The organism is Priestia sp. USM5 (assembly GCF_058323215.1).
This window is the reverse complement of record NZ_JBSGKN010000001.1, coordinates 4,421,146-4,441,472: the sequence shown is the minus strand read 5'-3', so window position 1 is coordinate 4,441,472 and position 20,327 is coordinate 4,421,146. Positions and strand designations below refer to the sequence as shown.

The 20,327-nt window shown below is 41.9% G+C and carries 18 protein-coding genes, 13 tRNA genes and 3 rRNA genes; 32 read left to right on the top strand and 2 right to left on the bottom strand.

Going from position 1 to position 20,327, the window contains the following annotated elements; translation table 11 throughout:
• The first annotated feature begins 2 nt into the window (after nt 1–2).
• The 11 genes from ACWATA_RS23320 to ACWATA_RS23270 all read left to right on the top strand — a co-directional run bounded on the left by ACWATA_RS23320 (nt 3) and on the right by ACWATA_RS23270 (nt 7,919).
• Nucleotides 3–284 (top strand): CopG family ribbon-helix-helix protein, encoded by a 282-nt coding sequence (locus ACWATA_RS23320; protein WP_013055003.1) that lies wholly within the window; start codon nt 3–5, stop codon nt 282–284.
• Between the two features lie 4 nt (nt 285–288).
• Nucleotides 289–639: a type II toxin-antitoxin system endoribonuclease NdoA gene (gene ndoA / locus ACWATA_RS23315; protein ID WP_013055004.1), complete on the top strand. Its 351-nt coding sequence runs from the start codon at nt 289–291 to the stop codon at nt 637–639.
• Between the two features lie 157 nt (nt 640–796).
• Entirely contained in the window at nt 797–1,633 is an 837-nt protein-coding gene (locus ACWATA_RS23310) for an RsbT co-antagonist protein RsbRA (RefSeq protein ID WP_473050196.1), read from the top strand.
• 2 nt (nt 1,634–1,635) lie between these two features.
• A complete protein-coding gene (locus ACWATA_RS23305; RefSeq protein ID WP_013055006.1) occupies nt 1,636–1,992 on the top strand; it encodes an STAS domain-containing protein in 357 nt (118 codons plus the stop codon).
• Nucleotides 1,993–1,995: 3 nt separating this feature from the next.
• On the top strand, nt 1,996–2,397 hold the full coding sequence (locus tag ACWATA_RS23300) for an anti-sigma regulatory factor (protein ID WP_013055007.1): 402 nt from the start codon (nt 1,996–1,998) through the stop codon (nt 2,395–2,397).
• Nucleotides 2,398–2,410: 13 nt separating this feature from the next.
• Nucleotides 2,411–3,421, top strand: coding sequence for a PP2C family protein-serine/threonine phosphatase (locus tag ACWATA_RS23295; RefSeq protein ID WP_013055008.1), 1,011 nt, complete (start codon nt 2,411–2,413; stop codon nt 3,419–3,421).
• Between the two features lie 59 nt (nt 3,422–3,480).
• A complete protein-coding gene (locus tag ACWATA_RS23290) occupies nt 3,481–3,813 on the top strand; it encodes an anti-sigma factor antagonist (protein WP_047751770.1) in 333 nt (110 codons plus the stop codon).
• On the top strand, nt 3,810–4,295 hold the full coding sequence (rsbW, locus tag ACWATA_RS23285; RefSeq protein WP_025753516.1) for an anti-sigma B factor RsbW: 486 nt from the start codon (nt 3,810–3,812) through the stop codon (nt 4,293–4,295). The genes ACWATA_RS23290 and rsbW overlap by 4 nt, the downstream gene beginning before the upstream one ends.
• The gene (gene sigB / locus ACWATA_RS23280) at nt 4,261–5,055 is read left to right on the top strand and encodes an RNA polymerase sigma factor SigB (RefSeq protein WP_013055011.1); all 795 of its coding nucleotides are present in this window, start codon (nt 4,261–4,263) and stop codon (nt 5,053–5,055) included. Before rsbW ends, sigB begins: the two co-directional genes overlap by 35 nt.
• On the top strand, nt 5,055–5,660 hold the full coding sequence (locus ACWATA_RS23275) for a PP2C family serine/threonine-protein phosphatase (protein WP_033580804.1): 606 nt from the start codon (nt 5,055–5,057) through the stop codon (nt 5,658–5,660). The genes sigB and ACWATA_RS23275 overlap by 1 nt, the downstream gene beginning before the upstream one ends.
• Before the next feature lie 84 nt (nt 5,661–5,744).
• Complete coding sequence (locus ACWATA_RS23270) at nt 5,745–7,919, top strand: Tex family protein (protein ID WP_033580805.1); 2,175 nt, start codon at nt 5,745–5,747, stop codon at nt 7,917–7,919.
• Between the two features lie 57 nt (nt 7,920–7,976).
• Here ACWATA_RS23270 and cmpA read toward each other — a convergent pair whose 3' ends face one another.
• Nucleotides 7,977–8,093: a cortex morphogenetic protein CmpA gene (gene cmpA, locus ACWATA_RS23265; RefSeq protein WP_013055014.1), complete on the bottom strand. Its 117-nt coding sequence runs from the start codon at nt 8,091–8,093 to the stop codon at nt 7,977–7,979.
• A gap of 109 nt (nt 8,094–8,202) precedes the next feature.
• Between cmpA and ACWATA_RS23260 the strand changes: the two genes are divergently transcribed.
• The 21 genes from ACWATA_RS23260 (at nt 8,203) to tsaD (ending at nt 17,877) form a co-directional block, all read left to right on the top strand.
• Nucleotides 8,203–8,652 carry a SprT family protein gene (locus tag ACWATA_RS23260; protein WP_028411875.1) on the top strand — a complete coding sequence of 150 codons (450 nt, stop codon included), beginning with the start codon at nt 8,203–8,205 and terminating at the stop codon, nt 8,650–8,652.
• A gap of 134 nt (nt 8,653–8,786) precedes the next feature.
• Nucleotides 8,787–8,861: transfer RNA gene (locus tag ACWATA_RS23255), tRNA-Asn, on the top strand.
• 3 nt (nt 8,862–8,864) lie between these two features.
• Nucleotides 8,865–8,955 (top strand) — tRNA-Ser (locus ACWATA_RS23250).
• Between the two features lie 9 nt (nt 8,956–8,964).
• Nucleotides 8,965–9,039: transfer RNA gene (locus ACWATA_RS23245), tRNA-Glu, on the top strand.
• A 24-nt stretch (nt 9,040–9,063) separates the two neighbouring features.
• A tRNA-Val gene (locus tag ACWATA_RS23240) sits at nt 9,064–9,139 on the top strand.
• A 29-nt stretch (nt 9,140–9,168) separates the two neighbouring features.
• Nucleotides 9,169–9,244, top strand: a tRNA-Asp gene (locus ACWATA_RS23235).
• Between the two features lie 11 nt (nt 9,245–9,255).
• Nucleotides 9,256–9,330: transfer RNA gene (locus tag ACWATA_RS23230), tRNA-Gln, on the top strand.
• 4 nt (nt 9,331–9,334) lie between these two features.
• Nucleotides 9,335–9,407, top strand: a tRNA-Lys gene (locus ACWATA_RS23225).
• Between the two features lie 12 nt (nt 9,408–9,419).
• Nucleotides 9,420–9,502, top strand: a tRNA-Leu gene (locus ACWATA_RS23220).
• Nucleotides 9,503–9,524: 22 nt separating this feature from the next.
• Nucleotides 9,525–9,610: transfer RNA gene (locus ACWATA_RS23215), tRNA-Leu, on the top strand.
• A gap of 90 nt (nt 9,611–9,700) precedes the next feature.
• A tRNA-Arg gene (locus ACWATA_RS23210) sits at nt 9,701–9,777 on the top strand.
• Nucleotides 9,778–9,781: 4 nt separating this feature from the next.
• Nucleotides 9,782–9,855: transfer RNA gene (locus tag ACWATA_RS23205), tRNA-Gly, on the top strand.
• 81 nt (nt 9,856–9,936) lie between these two features.
• A 16S ribosomal RNA gene (locus ACWATA_RS23200) occupies nt 9,937–11,488 on the top strand.
• A gap of 225 nt (nt 11,489–11,713) precedes the next feature.
• Nucleotides 11,714–14,649: ribosomal RNA gene (locus tag ACWATA_RS23195) — 23S ribosomal RNA — on the top strand.
• A 69-nt stretch (nt 14,650–14,718) separates the two neighbouring features.
• Nucleotides 14,719–14,834, top strand: a 5S ribosomal RNA gene (gene rrf, locus ACWATA_RS23190).
• The 16S, 23S and 5S rRNA genes sit together here with 13 tRNA genes alongside, the layout of an rRNA operon.
• Nucleotides 14,835–14,858: 24 nt before the next feature.
• Nucleotides 14,859–14,935 (top strand) — tRNA-Met (locus tag ACWATA_RS23185).
• Between the two features lie 4 nt (nt 14,936–14,939).
• Nucleotides 14,940–15,015 (top strand) — tRNA-Asp (locus ACWATA_RS23180).
• Between the two features lie 220 nt (nt 15,016–15,235).
• Complete coding sequence (tsaE, locus tag ACWATA_RS23175) at nt 15,236–15,706, top strand: tRNA (adenosine(37)-N6)-threonylcarbamoyltransferase complex ATPase subunit type 1 TsaE (protein WP_013081426.1); 471 nt, start codon at nt 15,236–15,238, stop codon at nt 15,704–15,706.
• Nucleotides 15,703–16,401, top strand: coding sequence for a tRNA (adenosine(37)-N6)-threonylcarbamoyltransferase complex dimerization subunit type 1 TsaB (gene tsaB, locus ACWATA_RS23170; protein WP_028412695.1), 699 nt, complete (start codon nt 15,703–15,705; stop codon nt 16,399–16,401). The genes tsaE and tsaB overlap by 4 nt, the downstream gene beginning before the upstream one ends.
• 13 nt (nt 16,402–16,414) lie before the next feature.
• The gene (gene rimI / locus ACWATA_RS23165; RefSeq protein ID WP_028412696.1) at nt 16,415–16,864 is read left to right on the top strand and encodes a ribosomal protein S18-alanine N-acetyltransferase; all 450 of its coding nucleotides are present in this window, start codon (nt 16,415–16,417) and stop codon (nt 16,862–16,864) included.
• Nucleotides 16,861–17,877 carry a tRNA (adenosine(37)-N6)-threonylcarbamoyltransferase complex transferase subunit TsaD gene (tsaD, locus tag ACWATA_RS23160; protein WP_165635442.1) on the top strand — a complete coding sequence of 339 codons (1,017 nt, stop codon included), beginning with the start codon at nt 16,861–16,863 and terminating at the stop codon, nt 17,875–17,877. Before rimI ends, tsaD begins: the two co-directional genes overlap by 4 nt.
• 255 nt (nt 17,878–18,132) lie before the next feature.
• Here the strand turns inward: tsaD and ACWATA_RS23155 are convergent, their stop codons facing one another.
• Nucleotides 18,133–20,067: an ABC-F family ATP-binding cassette domain-containing protein gene (locus ACWATA_RS23155; RefSeq protein WP_033580896.1), complete on the bottom strand. Its 1,935-nt coding sequence runs from the start codon at nt 20,065–20,067 to the stop codon at nt 18,133–18,135.
• Nucleotides 20,068–20,327: the final 260 nt, after the last annotated feature.

Sequence of the window (20,327 nt, the reverse complement as noted above, 5' to 3'; positions counted from 1 at the left end):
TTGTGTCTGAAGCGAGCGCAACTACAGAAATCCTAGTAAGATTACCGAAAAATTTAGTATCGGAGCTCGATCTTATGGTTAAACAAGAAAATGGCAACCGAAGTGATTTTATTCACCAAGCAACAAAATTGTACCTTCGTGAGCGAAAAAAACGCCATATTCGCGAATCAATGAGACGTGGATATATGGAGATGGCAAAGATAAACTTAAATATTGCTTCCGAGGCTTTTCTAGCAGAGTATGAAGCTGATCATACTGTGGATCGTTTAGTAAGCGGGGGGTAATGACTTGGTAGTCAAACGTGGCGACGTTTATTTTGCTGACCTATCTCCTGTTGTTGGCTCAGAACAAGGAGGCGTTCGCCCTGTACTTGTCATTCAAAATGATATAGGCAATCGTTTTAGCCCAACTGTTATTGTAGCTGCGATCACTGCTCAAATTCAAAAGGCAAAGTTACCTACGCATGTTGAAATTGATGCAAAGCGCTATGGATTTGAGCGAGATTCAGTTATTTTACTAGAACAAATTCGTACTATTGATAAACAGAGGCTAACAGACAAGATTACCCATTTAGATGATGAAATGATGGACAGAGTGGATGAAGCCTTGCAAATCAGTGTAGGACTTATCGACTTTTAGAATTATACTTCCATTTATGCTAAGTTGCTCCTTTATGAGCAACTTTTTTAATTTGACTAGGAATAATCAGTAAACGTATATTGTAATAAGAAACGTTTTAAAAATGATAATATATATATAGATATAAATGAGTGTATTGACTCACAAGGAGGACCTCATGAATCAAGATTTATTCAATTATATACAAAATCATAAATCAGAAATTTTTGATCGATGGCTAGTGTTAATGAATGATGTGGAAACAGAGCGGATTAAAAACATTGTATCCGAGCAAGTGTACGTAAATGTAAGCTCTGATTTTGTAAATTTACTTTTGGCAAAAGCATTCCGTGATCAGGAAAATTTTGCAGAGGAACTAGAGGAAGTAGTAGGACGAGTTGTGAGTTTAGGATGGCCTCTTGCTTATTTGACACAGGGTGTACGTAACTTGGGTCATGTAGTGGTTGAAGGGTATGTAAACAGTGAACATGTAAAGGCTGATCAAACTCATTCTGAATTATTCTATCGGTTTGACAAGTGGTTAAGCCCTATTTATAACAAAATAGTAGAACAATACTCCAACTCGTGGGAAAATACAGTTATGTTGCAAAAAGTTGCACTTCAAGAATTGTCTGCTCCATTAATACCGGTATTTGATAAAATTACGGTAATGCCGCTTGTGGGAACAATTGACACCGATCGTGCAAAGAAAATTATGGAAAACTTACTGCAAGGTGTCGTAAAGCACCGATCAGAGGTCGTATTAATAGATATTACCGGAGTACCAGTAGTGGATACGATGGTTGCCCATCATATCATTCAAGCTGCTGAAGCCGTACGTTTGGTTGGAGCCAAGTGTTTGTTAGTAGGAATTCGTCCGGAAATTGCTCAGACTATTGTGAACTTAGGTATTAGCTTAAATGAAATTATTACGAAAAACTCATTAAAAAAAGGTGTAGAGTTTGCGTTAGAAATGACTGAGCGGAAAATAGTTGATATAGAATCGGAGGAATAAACGTGAGAATACCCATTTTGAAATTGTACGACTACTTATTGGTATCCATTCAATGGGAGCTGGATGATCAAACGGCTATTCAATTCCAAGAAGATTTGCTAAGTAAAATTCATCAAACTGGAGCAAAAGGAGTGGTAATCGATTTAACTTCAATTGATATGATCGATTCATTCATCGCAAAAGTGTTAGGTGACGTGGTTAGCATGTCTAATTTGATGGGGGCCAGAGTAGTATTAACAGGTATCCAGCCTGCAGTAGCTATTACACTTGTTGAGTTAGGGATTGGCCTAAACGATGTTCTTACTGCACTCGATTTAGAAAAAGGTCTTGAGAAACTCCAATCGGAATTGGGGGATTAGTATATGGAATTCCAATCCAGCGTAAAAATCGTAACAGAATGGGACATCGTAGCGGCACGCCAATTAGGTAGAAATGTGTCGAAAGAGCTAGGGTTTGGAACAGTTGACCAAGCTCGTATTACAACCGCCATTTCTGAATTAGCTCGTAATATTTACCTATATGCGGGTAAGGGTCAAATCTATATTGAGAAATTAAATCGTGGAGGAAAAAACGGTCTTCTTGTCGTAGCAACAGATGAAGGGCCAGGTATCCCCGACGTTCGCAAAGTAATGGAAGATGGATACTCAACATCGGGTGGACTAGGAGCTGGGCTTCCTGGGGTAAAACGATTGATGGATGAGTTTGACATCGAAACAAATGTCGGAGAAGGTACTGAGATTAAAGCAGTTAAGTGGCTCCGGTAGGAGGAAATAGATAATGTCTTTTGATAAAGAGATGAGAGATTTATACAAAGATATTTTGGGGAACTATATCCAAACACAAAATGAACAAATTTTGTACCAAGGACAAAAACTAAGTAGAAAATCTTTAGAGAATGAAATATCGCCAGAAGATATTGTGAGCATTCATAAAGAAGTGATTGAAGAAATTTATTCTGATATTCCAGAAAAAGTGCTGCATTCTCTGGACTTTTTACTTGAGGTAATGATTAGCTACGGCCTTGCTCTTCGTGAGCATCAAACATTAAAAAATAAGCAGCGGGAACTTCGTTCTGAAATCGAAGTTGCCGCTAACGTCCAGCAGACGCTGTTAGGGACAAAGGTTCCGGCTAGTTCAACTTTAGAAATTGGCGCGATTAGCGTACCTGCTAAACAGATGAACGGAGATTATTTTCACTTTGTAGAAGAAGAGCACGGTGGGTTAAGTATTGCCATTGCCGATGTGATCGGAAAAGGAATTCCAGCTGCAATGTGTATGTCTATGATCAAGTATGCAATGGACAGCTTACCGGACTCAAGAAAAAATCCAAGTTACGTATTGGAGAACTTGAATAATATTGTAGAGAGAAACGTAGATCCAAGTATGTTTATTACGATGTTCTACGGAAGTTATAATCCCGAGACAAACTTATTTGATTATGCATCTGCAGGGCATGAGCCAGGCTTTTATTATGATGCCAAAGCTGATTCATTTGAAGATTTGGAAGCAAAAGGACTCGTGCTAGGAGTCGATCGCCATGTGAAATATCTTCAGTACGAGCAGCAGCTTTCAAAAGGCGATATGATTGTTCTGTTAACAGATGGCGTAACAGAATGCAGAACTGAAGAAGGATTTATTGAAAGATTGGACATCATAAAATTAATTCGAAAATACATGCATTTGTCTCCTCAAGAAATTGTAGAATCTGTATATAAAGAGCTGGAAAAATTACAGCATTTTCAATTGAGGGATGACTTTACATTGATTATTTTGAAGAGTTTAGTTTAAGTATTCTAAATAAGGGTACAGAAAAGATAGCACAAAATTAGAGGGGGTCTACTAATACGATGAATTTAAAAATAGATATACAAAAGGACGGTCAAGCATATCGTATTAAGCTGGCTGGAGAGATTGACGCATATACAGCACCTAAGCTAAAAGAAAAGTTCATGGAAATTACTGAACATAACGAACCAGAAATTATAGTTGATTTAACCGATGTATCATACATGGATAGTACAGGACTAGGTGTATTTATTGCATTGTTAAAAGCCAATAAGAAAAATAACGGCTCTTTGAAATTTGTTGGTGTATCAGAGCGCATCAAGCGCTTATTTGATATTACGGGCCTCACAGACATTTTAAACGTGAATTCACAAGTAGAAGGTGGCGTAAAATGAAACAGCCTTATGACTTTGTTGAGATGAAGATTCCTGCTAAGCCAGACTATGTAGCGATTATTCGACTGACGCTGTCTGGTGTAGCGAACCGGATGGGTTTTTCTTATGATGAAATTGAAGATATGAAAATTGCTGTGAGTGAGGCATGTACAAATGCCGTGCAGCATGCTTACAAGAGTGAAGAAAATGGTGAAGTGAGAGTAGGTTTTGGTTTATTTGATGACCGTTTAGAAATCATGGTGGTCGATAAAGGCGAAAGCTTTAATTTTGAAGAGCTTAAGGAACATATAGGACCTTATGAAACATCAAAAGAAGTTGAATTTCTTCCTGAAGGTGGACTTGGTTTATATTTAATTGAAACACTAATGGACGAAGTGAAAATGGTCAATTCAAAAGGTGTAACGCTAATGATGACTAAGTATGTGCAAAGAGAGCAGGTGGAGAGTGATGAAAACACAGTCTCAACCTATGAAATTAACTAAAGAACAGGTTCAGGAACGAATTGAGCGCTTTCAAAAAACGCAGGATGAAGAAGCACAAAGTGATCTAGTAGTACATTACAAGAACCTTGTTGAATCTATTGCACGTCGTTATTCAAAAGGCAGAAGCTTACATGAAGATATTGTGCAGGTAGGGATGCTAGGACTGTTAGGAGCTATTAGAAGGTATGATGCTTCATTTGGAAGAAGTTTTGAATCGTTTGCTGTTCCTACAATCATTGGAGAGATTAAGCGATTTTTACGCGATAAAACGTGGAGTGTTCACGTACCGCGCCGCATCAAAGAATTAGGTCCTAAAATTAAAGCAGCTGTCGAAGAGCTAACAACCCGTTTACAGCGATCTCCTCAAGTAAAAGAAATTGCTGATCATATCGGAGTGACAGAGGAAGAAATTTTAGAAACGATGGAGATGGGGCAAAGTTATCAAGCGTTGTCTGTTGATCATTCTATTGAAGCAGACTCTGATGGAAGTACTGTTACAATCCTTGATTTAGTAGGTGAACAAGAGTCGGGTTATGAGAAAACTGATCAGCGCTTAGTGTTAGAAAAGATTCTTCATGTATTAAGCGATAGAGAAAAAGAAGTAATTCGCTATACATTTATTGAAAATCTGAGTCAAAAAGATGCCGGTGAGAAATTAGGGATTTCTCAAATGCATGTATCTCGACTGCAAAGAAGAGCTCTTGATAAGCTAAGGACTGCAGCTCGCTCAGATTCTAACGATTCGGAGTATATGTCGTGATGACAGTAGACCCGAATACAAAGTCGATTCAAACTCATATATATCAAGAGCCAAAGCAAGGGAACGTGTGTTGTGGAGATAGTTACTATGTCAAAGAAACGGATGATTATTTTCTATGTGCAGTGGCAGATGGATTAGGAAGCGGTGAACAAGCCAGAGCCGCTTCTGTAGCTGTTACGGATGTAGCGAAAGCTCATCATCATCTAGATGTAGATGAGATCATTTCTAAGTGCAACAAGGCTACTCGACATACAAGAGGCGCAGCAGTAGCTATTTTGAAAATTGATAAAAAACATAACGAATTTCATTACACAAATGTAGGTAATATCCGCTTTTATCTGTATTCTCCGGAGGGGAAATTAACGTACCCTCTGCCAATTCAAGGTTTTTTATCAGGGAAAATTCAAAAGTTCCGCACACAAACCTTCCCATATGACTCCGGTTCTAAATTTTTGATTCATACAGATGGCTTAGAATTAAAAGAGATTAAATCTGTTTTTGCTAACTCGATGAATGTCGATCAATTGTCGACACGCCTACAGGCAGCAATTCGATCTCATAATGACGATATTACGTATATCGCTGGTCATCTTCCAACTGCATAGCCTTTCTTTTTAGCTCACATGTGTTATTGCATGTGAGTTTTGTTACAATAGAGACAAAGTTTCATTTAGGTAGGAGGATAAGCTGTGTCTGTTGCAACGAAATTAGATAATCAAATTGTTCAACGTGTAAGTAAAGAGGTAGAGATTTCACACAAGCAAGTACAAAACGTAATTGCTTTAGTAGAAGATGGTAATACAGTTCCCTTTATTGCTCGATATAGAAAAGAACAAACTGGTGCTTTGGATGAAGTCCAAATCCGGAATATTTTAGATTCCTGGAACTACTTAATGAATTTAGAGGAGCGTAAAGAGGAAGTTCACCGATTAATTGAAGAGCAAGGGAAATTAACTGAGGAACTGTCTGCTCAAATTCATCAAGCGAAGAAATTGCAGCAAGTAGAAGATTTATACCGCCCTTTTAAGCAAAAACGACGTACAAAAGCAACTGTAGCAAAAGAAAAAGGTCTTGAACCATTAGCACAGTGGCTACTAAGTTTCCCGAATTCTGACGTAAACATTGAAGCGCAAACATACATAAATGAAGAAGCAGGAGTTCAATCTTCTGACGAAGCTATTCAGGGAGCCCTAGACATTGTAGCGGAACAAATTTCTGACGAAGCATCTTACCGTCAATGGATTCGTACGACCACTGTAAAAGATGGCATAATTGTTACTTCAGTCAAAGATCCGGAAAAAGATGAAAAAAATATCTATGAAATGTACTATGAATATACAGAAGCGGTAAAGCGAATCGTTCCTCATCGTATTTTAGCTATGAATAGAGGAGAAAAAGACGGTATTTTAAAAGTGAGTATTGATGCGCCTACAGATCGTATTCTTTCATATTTACATAAAGAAGTAATCAAGAAAAGGGATTCTTCAGTTGAAGGTTATATCATCTCAGCTATAGAAGATGCTTATAAACGCTTAATAGAACCATCTATTGAACGCGAAATTCGTAAAGACCTATCAGAAAAAGCGGAAGAAAGAGCCATTCACATCTTTTCTGAAAACTTACGAAAACTTCTTCTCCAACCTCCATTGAAAGGGAAAGTGGTATTAGGAGTAGATCCAGCTTTTCGAACAGGCTGCAAATTAGCTGTAGTAGATGAAACAGGCAAGGTATTAAAAATTGATGTTATTTATCCACATCCTCCTGTGAGAAAAGCAGCTGAAGCACAAAATAAATTAAAGAAAATGTTCGCTGAATACCCTATTGAAGTAGTGGCAATTGGAAATGGAACGGCATCTCGCGAAACGGAGCAATTTGTAGCGGATGTTCTTAAAGAAATTGAAAACCCAGTTTATTATTTGATTGTGAATGAAGCGGGAGCAAGCGTATATTCGGCTTCTGATGTTGCTAGAGAAGAATTCCCTGATTTTCAAGTAGAAGAGCGAAGCGCTGTATCGATTGCCAGAAGGCTGCAAGATCCGCTGGCTGAGCTTGTGAAAATCGATCCTAAGTCGGTAGGAGTAGGGCAATATCAGCATGATGTGTCTCAAAAGCAATTAAATGATTCACTGACTTTTATTGTAGAGACAGTAGTAAACCAAGTAGGAGTGAATGCAAACACGGCTTCTGCTTCGCTTCTACAATACGTTGCTGGTCTAAATAAGACAGTTGCTCAAAACATTGTAAAATATCGGGATGAAAACGGAAAATTCTCTAACCGAAAACAGTTGAAGAAAATTCCGCGTCTAGGGGCTAAAACATATGAGCAGTGTATTGGGTTTTTACGTATTATAGAAGGTGAAGAACCTTTAGACAGAACGGGTATCCATCCTGAAACATATGGAGACGTTAAAAAGCTTTTAAAGAAAGCGGAAGTGAAAGAGACTGAACTTGGAACGGAGAAAGTAAAAGAAGCATTAAAACATATTTCTTTACCCGAAATATCAGAAGAACTAAGTATAGGGGAGCTTACTTTAAAAGACATTATAGAAGCGCTCGTAAGACCGGAAAGAGATCCTCGTGATGAACTGCCAAAACCTTTGCTCCGTCAGGATATTTTGAAGCTAGAGGATCTAGCAAAAGGTATTCAGCTTGAAGGAACGGTGCGAAACGTCGTAGACTTCGGAGCGTTCATCGATATAGGAGTTAAGCAAGACGGTCTAGTCCATATTTCTAAATTAACGAATCGGTACGTTAAGCATCCCCTCGATGTCGTTTCAGTAGGAGATTTGGTGAATGTGTGGGTAGAAGACGTAGATATGAAAAAAGGAAGAGTTGCACTGACGATGATTCCGCCCCATCAATAATAAAATTGCCTTTTCAGATTTTCTGAAAAGGCAATTTTATTTGTAAAAAGAAGTGATTTAAGAAGCGGAATTATTTTTTTGATAAAAAAACCAACATTGGTTGAGCAATTTTATTTGTGCACGGTCTTTTTCAGAATAAGCGCGCCTCATTTGTTTTTGTAGCCACATTGGCATAAGGACAATCACTCCTTTTCATTTATGATAAGGTGAATAGTGAGTATGTAATGAAGTGTATGCCCAAAGAGCTAGTCAGGTGATTTCATACAGTAGAGGAGTATATAAGATGAATGATAAGGATTTACAAATACTTGTAGAAGAAATTTCATTGAAGCTGTTTCACAAACCATTTCGTCATGAAGCCACTTTTAATTCTCGGTTACGTACGACAGGCGGAAGGTATTTGTTACGTACATCTAATATAGAAGTAAACTACAAATACTTTGAACAATATGGCACACAAGAAATAGTAGAAATTATTAAACATGAGCTCTGTCACTATCATTTGCATATTGAGGGGAAAGGGTATAAGCATGGAGATCAAGACTTTAAAAGGTTAATGAAAGAAGTAGACGCACCTCGATTTTGTCAGGCATTGAAAAAAGAAAGTGATGGAAAGAAAAAAGAGCACATATATGTATGTATGCAGTGTGATCAAAAATATGTTCGAAAAAGAAAAGTGAACACAGTTAAATATGTTTGTGGGAAGTGTAAAGGTAAATTAAAAAAAATGTAGAAGATGCTTGACTAAAATAGATTCATTATGGTAAATTAATAAAGCCGTCTCAAATAAACGGCAAAGAAATTACAAAAACTTATTGACATTACATATAATGTCGATTACAATGTAAGAAGTCTGATAAATATTATTCCACAGTAGCTCAGTGGTAGAGCTATCGGCTGTTAACCGATCGGTCGTAGGTTCGAGTCCTACCTGTGGAGCCATATGGAGAAGTACTCAAGTGGCTGAAGAGGCGCCCCTGCTAAGGGTGTAGGTCGTGTAAGCGGCGCGAGGGTTCAAATCCCTCCTTCTCCGCCATTTTATAATGGCCCGTTGGTCAAGCGGTTAAGACACCGCCCTTTCACGGCGGTAACACGGGTTCGAATCCCGTACGGGTCACCATTGATTTTTATTTACATATCCTGTGGAGGATTAGCTCAGCTGGGAGAGCACCTGCCTTACAAGCAGGGGGTCGGCGGTTCGATCCCGTCATCCTCCACCATTTTGACTGTTTTATACATAATTTTGGATGGTCCCGTGGTGTAGCGGTTAACATGCCTGCCTGTCACGCAGGAGATCGCGGGTTCGATTCCCGTCGGGACCGCCATTTTAAATTATTGGGCTATCGCCAAGCGGTAAGGCAACGGATTTTGATTCCGTCATGCGTTGGTTCGAATCCAGCTAGCCCAGCCATAAAGAGCCATTAGCTCAGTTGGTAGAGCATCTGACTTTTAATCAGAGGGTCGAAGGTTCGAGTCCTTCATGGCTCATTTTCATTTCTTGCGGGTGTGGCGGAATTGGCAGACGCGCTAGACTTAGGATCTAGTGTCTTTACGACGTGGGGGTTCAAGTCCCTTCACCCGCATCTTATTCATTTTATGTATTTAGCGGTCGTGGCGGAATGGCAGACGCGCTAGGTTGAGGGCCTAGTGGGGGCGACCCCGTGGAGGTTCAAGTCCTCTCGGCCGCACCAAAAAAACTTTTAAAAAAAGTGTTGACATAAGAAAATAGAAATGATATTATAATAAAGTCGCAAAAACAACGGCGGTAAACATCATAAGAAGCGCCCGTAGCTCAATTGGATAGAGCGTTTGACTACGGATCAAAAGGTTAGGGGTTCGACTCCTCTCGGGCGCGCCATATTGCGGGTGTAGTTTAGTGGTAAAACCTCAGCCTTCCAAGCTGATGTCGTGAGTTCGATTCTCATCACCCGCTCCAAATATATTGAACTTTGAAAACTGAACAAAGCGACAAACGTCAACGTTAATTTTTATTTTTTAAATGAGCAAGTCAAACATTTCTTCGGAGAGTTTGATCCTGGCTCAGGATGAACGCTGGCGGCGTGCCTAATACATGCAAGTCGAGCGAACTGATTAGAAGCTTGCTTCTATGACGTTAGCGGCGGACGGGTGAGTAACACGTGGGCAACCTGCCTGTAAGACTGGGATAACTTCGGGAAACCGAAGCTAATACCGGATAGGATCTTCTCCTTCATGGGAGATGATTGAAAGATGGTTTCGGCTATCACTTACAGATGGGCCCGCGGTGCATTAGCTAGTTGGTGAGGTAACGGCTCACCAAGGCAACGATGCATAGCCGACCTGAGAGGGTGATCGGCCACACTGGGACTGAGACACGGCCCAGACTCCTACGGGAGGCAGCAGTAGGGAATCTTCCGCAATGGACGAAAGTCTGACGGAGCAACGCCGCGTGAGTGATGAAGGCTTTCGGGTCGTAAAACTCTGTTGTTAGGGAAGAACAAGTACGAGAGTAACTGCTCGTACCTTGACGGTACCTAACCAGAAAGCCACGGCTAACTACGTGCCAGCAGCCGCGGTAATACGTAGGTGGCAAGCGTTATCCGGAATTATTGGGCGTAAAGCGCGCGCAGGCGGTTTCTTAAGTCTGATGTGAAAGCCCACGGCTCAACCGTGGAGGGTCATTGGAAACTGGGGAACTTGAGTGCAGAAGAGAAAAGCGGAATTCCACGTGTAGCGGTGAAATGCGTAGAGATGTGGAGGAACACCAGTGGCGAAGGCGGCTTTTTGGTCTGTAACTGACGCTGAGGCGCGAAAGCGTGGGGAGCAAACAGGATTAGATACCCTGGTAGTCCACGCCGTAAACGATGAGTGCTAAGTGTTAGAGGGTTTCCGCCCTTTAGTGCTGCAGCTAACGCATTAAGCACTCCGCCTGGGGAGTACGGTCGCAAGACTGAAACTCAAAGGAATTGACGGGGGCCCGCACAAGCGGTGGAGCATGTGGTTTAATTCGAAGCAACGCGAAGAACCTTACCAGGTCTTGACATCCTCTGACAACTCTAGAGATAGAGCGTTCCCCTTCGGGGGACAGAGTGACAGGTGGTGCATGGTTGTCGTCAGCTCGTGTCGTGAGATGTTGGGTTAAGTCCCGCAACGAGCGCAACCCTTGATCTTAGTTGCCAGCATTTAGTTGGGCACTCTAAGGTGACTGCCGGTGACAAACCGGAGGAAGGTGGGGATGACGTCAAATCATCATGCCCCTTATGACCTGGGCTACACACGTGCTACAATGGATGGTACAAAGGGCTGCAAGACCGCGAGGTCAAGCCAATCCCATAAAACCATTCTCAGTTCGGATTGTAGGCTGCAACTCGCCTACATGAAGCTGGAATCGCTAGTAATCGCGGATCAGCATGCCGCGGTGAATACGTTCCCGGGCCTTGTACACACCGCCCGTCACACCACGAGAGTTTGTAACACCCGAAGTCGGTGGAGTAACCGTAAGGAGCTAGCCGCCTAAGGTGGGACAGATGATTGGGGTGAAGTCGTAACAAGGTAGCCGTATCGGAAGGTGCGGCTGGATCACCTCCTTTCTAAGGATTTTTACATGACGTACGTTTTGACACTTTGTTCAGTTTTGAGAGTTCAATCTCTCAATTATAGAAAGCATACTACTTTCTTCTTATTAGATAAGAAGAATTTTGGTTGCGATTGTTCTTTGAAAACTAGATAACAGTAATTGCTGAGGAAAAGTGAAACTTTTCTTTAATCAAACCAATAAATAACACAACTTTATGTTGTACCATTTATTCGCTAATGGTTAAGTTAGAAAGGGCGCACGGTGAATGCCTTGGCACTAGGAGCCGATGAAGGACGGGACTAACACCGATATGCTTCGGGGAGCTGTAAGTGAGCTTTGATCCGGAGATTTCCGAATGGGGAAACCCACTGTTCGTAATGGAACAGTATCTTTATCTGAATACATAGGATATTGAAGGCAGACCCGGGGAACTGAAACATCTAAGTACCCGGAGGAAGAGAAAGCAAATGCGATTTCCTGAGTAGCGGCGAGCGAAACGGAATTAGCCCAAACCAAGAGGCTTGCCTCTTGGGGTTGTAGGACACTCTATACGGAGTTACAAAGGAACGAAGTAAATGAAGCGACCTGGAAAGGTCCGTCGAAGAAGGTAACAACCCTGTAGTTGAAACTTCGTTCCCTCTTGAGTGGATCCTGAGTACGGCGGAACACGTGAAATTCCGTCGGAAGCTGGGAGGACCATCTCCCAAGGCTAAATACTACCTAGTGACCGATAGTGAACCAGTACCGTGAGGGAAAGGTGAAAAGCACCCCGGAAGGGGAGTGAAAGAGATCCTGAAACCGTGTGCCTACAAGTAGTCAGAGCCCGTTAATGGGTGATGGCGTGCCTTTTGTAGAATGAACCGGCGAGTTACGATCCCATGCAAGGTTAAGCTGATAAGGCGGAGCCGTAGCGAAAGCGAGTCTGAATAGGGCGTTTAGTATGTGGTTGTAGACCCGAAACCAGGTGATCTACCCATGTCCAGGGTGAAGTTCAGGTAACACTGAATGGAGGCCCGAACCCACGCACGTTGAAAAGTGCGGGGATGAGGTGTGGGTAGCGGAGAAATTCCAATCGAACCTGGAGATAGCTGGTTCTCTCCGAAATAGCTTTAGGGCTAGCCTCATGTTGTGAGAGTCTTGGAGGTAGAGCACTGATTGGACTAGGGGCCCCCAACGGGTTACCGAATTCAGTCAAACTCCGAATGCCAAAGACTTATCCATGGGAGTCAGACTGCGAGTGATAAGATCCGTAGTCAAAAGGGAAACAGCCCAGACCACCAGCTAAGGTCCCCAAGTATACGTTAAGTGGAAAAGGATGTGGAGTTGCTTAGACAACCAGGATGTTGGCTTAGAAGCAGCCACCATTTAAAGAGTGCGTAATAGCTCACTGGTCGAGTGACTCTGCGCCGAAAATGTACCGGGGCTAAACGTATCACCGAAGCTGTGGATTGACATCTTTGATGTCAGTGGTAGGAGAGCGTTCTAAGTGCAGCGAAGTCAGACCGTAAGGACTGGTGGAGCGCTTAGAAGTGAGAATGCCGGTATGAGTAGCGAAAGACAAGTGAGAATCTTGTCCACCGAATGCCTAAGGTTTCCTGAGGAAGGCTCGTCCGCTCAGGGTTAGTCGGGACCTAAGCCGAGGCTGAAAAGCGTAGGCGATGGCCAACAGGTTGATATTCCTGTACCACCTCCCCGCCGTTTGAGTAATGGGGGGACGCAGTAGGATAGGGTAAGCGCGCTGCTGGATATGCGCGTTCAAGCAGTTAGGCTGATGAGTAGGCAAATCCGCTCATCATGAAAGCTGAGCTGTGATGACGAGGGAATTATAGTACCGAAGTTCCTGATTCCACACTGCCAAGAAAAGCCTCTAGCGAGGCGGGAGGTGCCCGTACCGCAAACCGACACAGGTAGGCGAGGAGAGAATCCTAAGGTGATCGAGAGAACTCTCGTTAAGGAACTCGGCAAAATGACCCCGTAACTTCGGGAGAAGGGGTGCTCTGGTAGGGTGTATAGCCCGAGAGAGCCGCAGTGAATAGGCCCAGGCGACTGTTTAGCAAAAACACAGGTCTCTGCGAAGCCGCAAGGCGAAGTATAGGGGCTGACGCCTGCCCGGTGCTGGAAGGTTAAGAGGAGGGGTTATCCTTTGGGAGAAGCTCTGAATCGAAGCCCCAGTAAACGGCGGCCGTAACTATAACGGTCCTAAGGTAGCGAAATTCCTTGTCGGGTAAGTTCCGACCCGCACGAAAGGCGTAACGATCTGGGCACTGTCTCAACGAGAGACTCGGTGAAATTATAGTACCTGTGAAGATGCAGGTTACCCGCGACAGGACGGAAAGACCCCGTGGAGCTTTACTGTAGCCTGATATTGAATTTTGGTACAGCTTGTACAGGATAGGTAGGAGCCTGAGAAGCCGGAGCGCTAGCTTCGGTGGAGGCGTCGGTGGGATACTACCCTGGCTGTATTGAAATTCTAACCCGCGGCCCTGATCGGGCCGGGAGACAGTGTCAGGTGGGCAGTTTGACTGGGGCGGTCGCCTCCTAAAATGTAACGGAGGCGCCCAAAGGTTCCCTCAGAATGGTTGGAAATCATTCGTAGAGTGTAAAGGCACAAGGGAGCTTGACTGCGAGACCTACAAGTCGAGCAGGGACGAAAGTCGGGCTTAGTGATCCGGTGGTTCCGCATGGAAGGGCCATCGCTCAACGGATAAAAGCTACCCCGGGGATAACAGGCTTATCTCCCCCAAGAGTCCACATCGACGGGGAGGTTTGGCACCTCGATGTCGGCTCATCGCATCCTGGGGCTGTAGTCGGTCCCAAGGGTTGGGCTGTTCGCCCATTAAAGCGGTACGCGAGCTGGGTTCAGAACGTCGTGAGACAGTTCGGTCCCTATCCGTCGTGGGCGTAGGAAATTTGAGAGGAGCTGTCCTTAGTACGAGAGGACCGGGATGGACACACCGCTGGTGTACCAGTTGTCTTGCCAAAGGCATCGCTGGGTAGCTATGTGTGGACGGGATAAGTGCTGAAAGCATCTAAGCATGAAGCCCCCCTCAAGATGAGATTTCCCATAGCGCAAGCTAGTAAGATCCCTGAAAGATGATCAGGTTGATAGGTCAGAGGTGGAAGCGTGGCGACATGTGTAGCTGACTGATACTAATCGATCGAGGACTTAACCAAAACTTTAAAAGCGTAAGCTTTACTCAGCAAACTGTTACCTAGTTTTGAGAGAATAATCTCATATAAATGTCTAGTGATAATGGCAAAGAGGTCACACCCGTTCCCATACCGAACACGGAAGTTAAGCTCTTTAGCGCCGATGGTAGTTGGGACTTTGTCCCTGTGAGAGTAGGACATCGCTAGGCATTTTTATTTTGCTTTTTTATCATCGCGGGGTGGAGCAGTTCGGTAGCTCGTCGGGCTCATAACCCGAAGGTCGCAGGTTCAAATCCTGTCCCCGCAACCAACATGGTCCCGTGGTGTAGCGGTTAACATGCCTGCCTGTCACGCAGGAGATCGCGGGTTCGATTCCCGTCGGGACCGCCATGTTTTAGAAACGAAACAATGTGTTTCGTCTTTTTTATTGTTTGAACCATTTTTATATAAAACTTTACCGTCCTTAGGAGCAATCCTAAGGAATTTTTTATATACAAAGAAATTTCTTTGTAGAATTGCGATGTTAAAGATTGTTGGATTTCTTACTGGATATGTATAGTCCACAACGTTTACAATATATATATACAGATTGAAATGAGGTTCTGAATGAATGACAGAGATTAATGAATTTACGTTTATGTCTACGTCTCCTGATGAAACTAATCAGCTGGCTGCTCGTCTAGCAACTTTATTAGAAGCTGGTGACGTGCTGCTGCTTGAAGGTGATTTGGGAGCTGGAAAGACAACATTCACAAAAAGTTTAGCTAAAGGCTTAGGAATTGAACGCAATGTGAATAGCCCGACATTTACTATCATTAAAGAATACAAAAGCGGTCGCCTTCCTCTTTACCATATGGATGTGTACCGTCTAGGGGATGAATTTGAAGACCTAGGGTTCGATGAGTATTTTGAAGGAGATGGCGTGACGGTCGTGGAGTGGGCTCACCTGATTGAAGAGCAGCTTCCTAATGAATATATTCAAATCAATATTTACCATGAAAACGAAACGACTCGTAAAATCCTTGTAAAAGCGATAGGCAGTCGGTACGTTGAAATATGTAAGGAGCTTTTTAAAAGATGAAAATGTTAGCCATTGATACATCCAATTTTGTCATGGGTGTTGCTGTCGTTGAAGAAAACAAAGTAATTGGAGAAATTATTACGAATCTAAAAAAGAATCACTCTGTTCGTGTGATGAACGCTGTGGAATCTTTGTTAAAAGATTGTGATATTGCGCCAAGCGAGCTAGACCGTATTGTAGTGGCACACGGTCCCGGGTCCTATACCGGTGTACGCATTGGTGTTACCATTGCCAAGACACTTGCTTGGACTTTAAATATTCCTTTAATAGGTGTATCTAGCCTTGAGGCACTAGCAGCAAACGGTCGTTATTTTGATGGATATATTGCTCCGTTATTTGATGCGCGCCGTCAGCAGCTTTATACAGGACTATATGAATGGAATAACGAACGAGGTCTTGTAGAAGTTGAAAGTGATCGACTTGTTATTAATAAGGACTGGGCGGAACATTTAAAGTCATACAACAAACCTATTTTATTCATAGGCAATGATCTTTCCATGCATGAAGAGGCGTTAAAAGAAGTGTTGAGTGAACAAGCTGTATTTGCCCATGTTCAGCAGTTTAACCCAAGACCAAGTGAATTGGCTTTCTTAGGAATGAAGAAAGAGCCGCAGTCTGTGCATACTTTTGTTCCGAACTACATTCGTTTAGCTGAAGCAGAAGCCAACTGGCTTGCTTCACAGCAAAAAGGATAAAAGAAGGTATAACATGAAACTAACAATTAAGTTTCGTTTAATGGAAGTTAAAGATATTGATCAAGTAGTGAAAATCGAAGAGAAGTCTTTTACGACACCTTGGAGTGCAGAAGCATTTCAAAATGAGTTAACCAATAATCAATTTTCAACTTACATTGTGATGGAAGAAGGAGAAAATATTATTGGTTATTGCGGAACGTGGATTGTTATTGACGAAGCACATGTAACCAACATTGCGCTATTGCCAGACTACCGAGGCAAGGGACTCGGTGAATTGCTGCTGCGCAACGTGATGGACGTTCTTCGAAAACTAGGTGCTACGTCAATGACATTAGAAGTTAGGGTATCTAATCATATTGCACAATCATTGTATCAAAAGCTAGGTTTTAAACCTGGAGGTATTCGTAAGAATTATTATTCTGATAACAATGAGGATGCATTAGTTATGTGGGTGAATTTATGAATGAAAATCAATTAATTTTAGCATTAGAAACAAGCTGTGATGAGACAGCAGCAGCTGTGATTCGAAACGGTCATGAAATTGTAGCCAATGTGGTGGCCTCTCAAATAGAAAGCCATAAACGATTTGGCGGTGTCGTACCGGAAATTGCATCTCGTCATCATGTAGAACAAATTACAGTAGTAGTTGAAGAAACTTTAAATCAAGCGAACTTGACGTTTGCAGATATAGATGCAATAGCTGTAACGGAAGGACCAGGGCTTGTGGGAGCACTTCTTATTGGCGTAAATGCAGCCAAAGCGCTAGCATTTGCACATCAAAAGCCATTAATTGGTGTTCATCATATTGCAGGACATATTTACGCAAATCAGCTAATCAAAAAACTAGAATTCCCGCTCTTATCGCTAGTTGTATCTGGCGGGCATACGGAGCTTATATACATGGAAAGTCACGGTCATTTTAAAGTGATCGGTGAAACAAGAGATGATGCAGCAGGAGAAGCCTACGATAAAGTAGCCCGCACGTTAAACCTTCCATATCCAGGCGGACCTCATATTGACCGCCTTGCACATGAAGGAGAGCCATTAATTGATTTGCCGCGTGCTTGGCTAGAAGAAGGATCCTATGATTTTAGTTTCAGTGGATTAAAATCAGCAGTTATTAACACTGTCCACAATGCGAAGCAAAAAGGTGAAGAGATTCTTCCACAAACACTTGCTGCTAGCTTTCAAGCGAGTGTCATTGATGTGTTAGTAACTAAAACGATTAAAGCTGCAAAGGAATATAACGTTAAGCAAGTTTTATTAGCAGGAGGAGTTGCTGCTAATAAAGGGCTTAGAGCAGCGCTAGAAGAGGCATTTGAACCCCTATCAAATATTGAGCTTATTATCCCGCCGCTATCTCTATGTACGGATAATGCCGCAATGATTGGAGCAGCAGCAAGCGTACGATTTGCTCAAGGAAAACGTTCAGATATGTCATTAAATGCAAACCCCGGTTTGGACTTGGAAGAGTAAGTGACGAATGAGATTTATTTCTCATTCGTCTTTTTTTGTGGATAAAAATGATTTATCAACAATATTCAATAAATTTAGAATTGACTGTGGATAATTATGTGGAAAAGTCCGTGCACTCAGTACACGGACCTGTTATCAACAAGTTTTAATTATGAAAATCAGACAGATATCCACTATTTATTCACAGAGTGGATAAAGCTTGCTCTTAAGCGCATGAACAAGTAAATAGGATGAATAGATACGCAAAAATATAGGCTACTCTTCTAGAAGCAGCTGTAATTCTTCCCACTCTTCCATTAATGTGGATAACTGTGAAGAAATTTTTTCATTTTCACCGTTTAATCTTGATACTTCTTCGTGATTTTGATAAATTTCAGGGTCACAAAGAAGTTCTTCATTCGCCGCTTGGGCGGCTTCTAATTTGTTTACTTCAGTTTCAATTTCTTCAATGCGGCGCGTTCGCTGTCTCATCAATTTCTTTTGTTCTTTATCTTGTTTATAGGACTGTTTATCTACTTTTACCGTACGTTCTTCGTTTGCTTTTATATTTTCTAATTCTTTGATTTCCTCTATTTCTGCTTTCTTTTCTACATAATAGTCATAATCTCCAAGAAATTCTTCTACTCCTTCAGGAGATAGCTCTGCTATTTTATTGGCAATACGATTAATAAAATAACGGTCATGTGAAACAAATAATAGAGTCCCTGGGTAATCAATTAACGCATTCTCGAGTACTTGTTTGCTATCTAAATCAAGATGGTTAGTAGGTTCATCCAAAATTAAGAAGTTAGCTTTTTGAAGCATAAGCTTCGCAAGAGCCAAACGTGCTTTTTCACCACCGCTGAGCGTGGAAACGATTTTCAGTACATCATCACCTGAAAACAGAAAATTTCCAAGCGCTGTACGGATTTCTTTTTCAGGTTTGGCTGGGTAGTCATCCCAAAGTTCATTTAAAACGGTTTTATTAGACGTTAAATTGGCTTGCTCTTGGTCGTAATAACCAACCATTACATTTGAGCCAAAGGAAATGGTCCCAGTCTTGAAGCTGAGTTTATCCACAATGCCTTTTAATAAAGTTGATTTCCCCACGCCATTAGGACCAACCAACGCAAGGCTTTCCCCTTTTTTAATGCGAAGGTTTGCCTCTTGGACGACATAGTTGTGTTCATCATATCCGATAGACACATCTTCCAGATTTAAGACTTCATTTCCGCTTTGACGTTCAATTTCAAACGAAAAACTAGCTGATTTTTCGCCTTCGTTAGGTCGATTTATTAACTCCATTCGATCGAGCTGTTTACGTCTGCTTTGCGCACGTTTTGTAGTCGATGCGCGGGCGATGTTTCGCTGAATAAAATCATTCAGCTTTGCGACTTCATCTTGCTGCTTTTCGTACTGACGCAACTCTTTTTCATATCGCTCTGCTTTTTGTACAAGGTATTTAGAGTAGTTGCCCGTGTACTTCACCGTTGTTTTTTGTACGACTTCATACACTTGATTTACGACTTTATCAAGGAAGTAACGATCATGTGAAACGATTAAAATAGCTCCTTCATACCCTTGCAGAAACTGTTCCAGCCATGCTAAAGTTTCAATATCTAAGTGGTTGGTAGGCTCATCCAGAATAAGCAAATCAGGCTTTGTTAAAAGCAGTTTTGCAAGAGCCAGGCGCGTTTTTTGTCCACCGCTTAAGGAGGAAATAGGGGTGCTGTAGTCAAAGTTTGAAAAACGGAAACCGTGAAGAATAGATCGTGTATCCGCTTCATATTGATAGCCGCCTAAATCTTTGAACGTTACTTGAAGCTGATCGTACTCTTTGGTTAGTTTTTCGTATTGAACTGAATCATTAAAAATATCTGGATCGCCCATCTTCGTTTCAAGCGTACGTAATTCTTTTTCCATCTTCTTTAACGGAGCAAAGACAGTCATCATTTCTTCCCATATGGAGAGTGTTGATTCAAGAACTGTATCTTGTCCCATATAATCAATGGAAACACCTTTAGGTTTGATAATCTCTCCGCTGTCATAAGAAAGCTGCTCAGCAATAATTTTTAATAAAGTTGATTTACCAGCACCGTTTCGTCCCACTAGGGCAATGCGGTCTTTTGATTGTACTTCTAACTTTATATTCGATAAAATGGGTTCTGCCCCATAGTATTTTGTAATACCGTTCAATTGTAGAATAATCATTTTTTCACCTCTAGTAGTATATCCATAGTGTATTTTAACATATTTTCAACTACAAGTTCTTCCTACAAGCGTTTGTAATTTGTAGAGGGACAAGGACAAATGATGAAGCGAATGTTTTGATTCATGAAATAAAATGATTTTACCTGCACATTTTATACAGGATACTATGTTAAAATAAGAGATAAGTGCATCTCTGAACTTATATATGATGGATGTAGAAAACCCGTCATGACTAACAAACGAATCCTTTGAAGGGCTAA

What these genes read in the sequence shown, in the direction of transcription:
- rimI (WP_028412696.1), top strand. Translation starts at nt 16,415, where the DNA reads ATGAAACTAACAATTAAGTTTCGTTTAATGGAAGTTAAAGATATTGAT.
- ACWATA_RS23260 (WP_028411875.1), top strand. Translation starts at nt 8,203, where the DNA reads ATGAATGATAAGGATTTACAAATACTTGTAGAAGAAATTTCATTGAAG.
- ACWATA_RS23310 (WP_473050196.1), top strand. Translation starts at nt 797, where the DNA reads ATGAATCAAGATTTATTCAATTATATACAAAATCATAAATCAGAAATT.
- sigB (WP_013055011.1), top strand. Translation starts at nt 4,261, where the DNA reads ATGAAAACACAGTCTCAACCTATGAAATTAACTAAAGAACAGGTTCAG.
- cmpA (WP_013055014.1), bottom strand. Translation starts at nt 8,093, where the DNA reads ATGCCAATGTGGCTACAAAAACAAATGAGGCGCGCTTATTCTGAAAAA.
- ACWATA_RS23290 (WP_047751770.1), top strand. Translation starts at nt 3,481, where the DNA reads ATGAATTTAAAAATAGATATACAAAAGGACGGTCAAGCATATCGTATT.
- rsbW (WP_025753516.1), top strand. Translation starts at nt 3,810, where the DNA reads ATGAAACAGCCTTATGACTTTGTTGAGATGAAGATTCCTGCTAAGCCA.
- ACWATA_RS23275 (WP_033580804.1), top strand. Translation starts at nt 5,055, where the DNA reads ATGACAGTAGACCCGAATACAAAGTCGATTCAAACTCATATATATCAA.
- tsaE (WP_013081426.1), top strand. Translation starts at nt 15,236, where the DNA reads ATGACAGAGATTAATGAATTTACGTTTATGTCTACGTCTCCTGATGAA.
- ACWATA_RS23155 (WP_033580896.1), bottom strand. Translation starts at nt 20,067, where the DNA reads ATGATTATTCTACAATTGAACGGTATTACAAAATACTATGGGGCAGAA.
- ACWATA_RS23295 (WP_013055008.1), top strand. Translation starts at nt 2,411, where the DNA reads ATGTCTTTTGATAAAGAGATGAGAGATTTATACAAAGATATTTTGGGG.
- ACWATA_RS23300 (WP_013055007.1), top strand. Translation starts at nt 1,996, where the DNA reads ATGGAATTCCAATCCAGCGTAAAAATCGTAACAGAATGGGACATCGTA.
- tsaB (WP_028412695.1), top strand. Translation starts at nt 15,703, where the DNA reads ATGAAAATGTTAGCCATTGATACATCCAATTTTGTCATGGGTGTTGCT.
- tsaD (WP_165635442.1), top strand. Translation starts at nt 16,861, where the DNA reads ATGAATGAAAATCAATTAATTTTAGCATTAGAAACAAGCTGTGATGAG.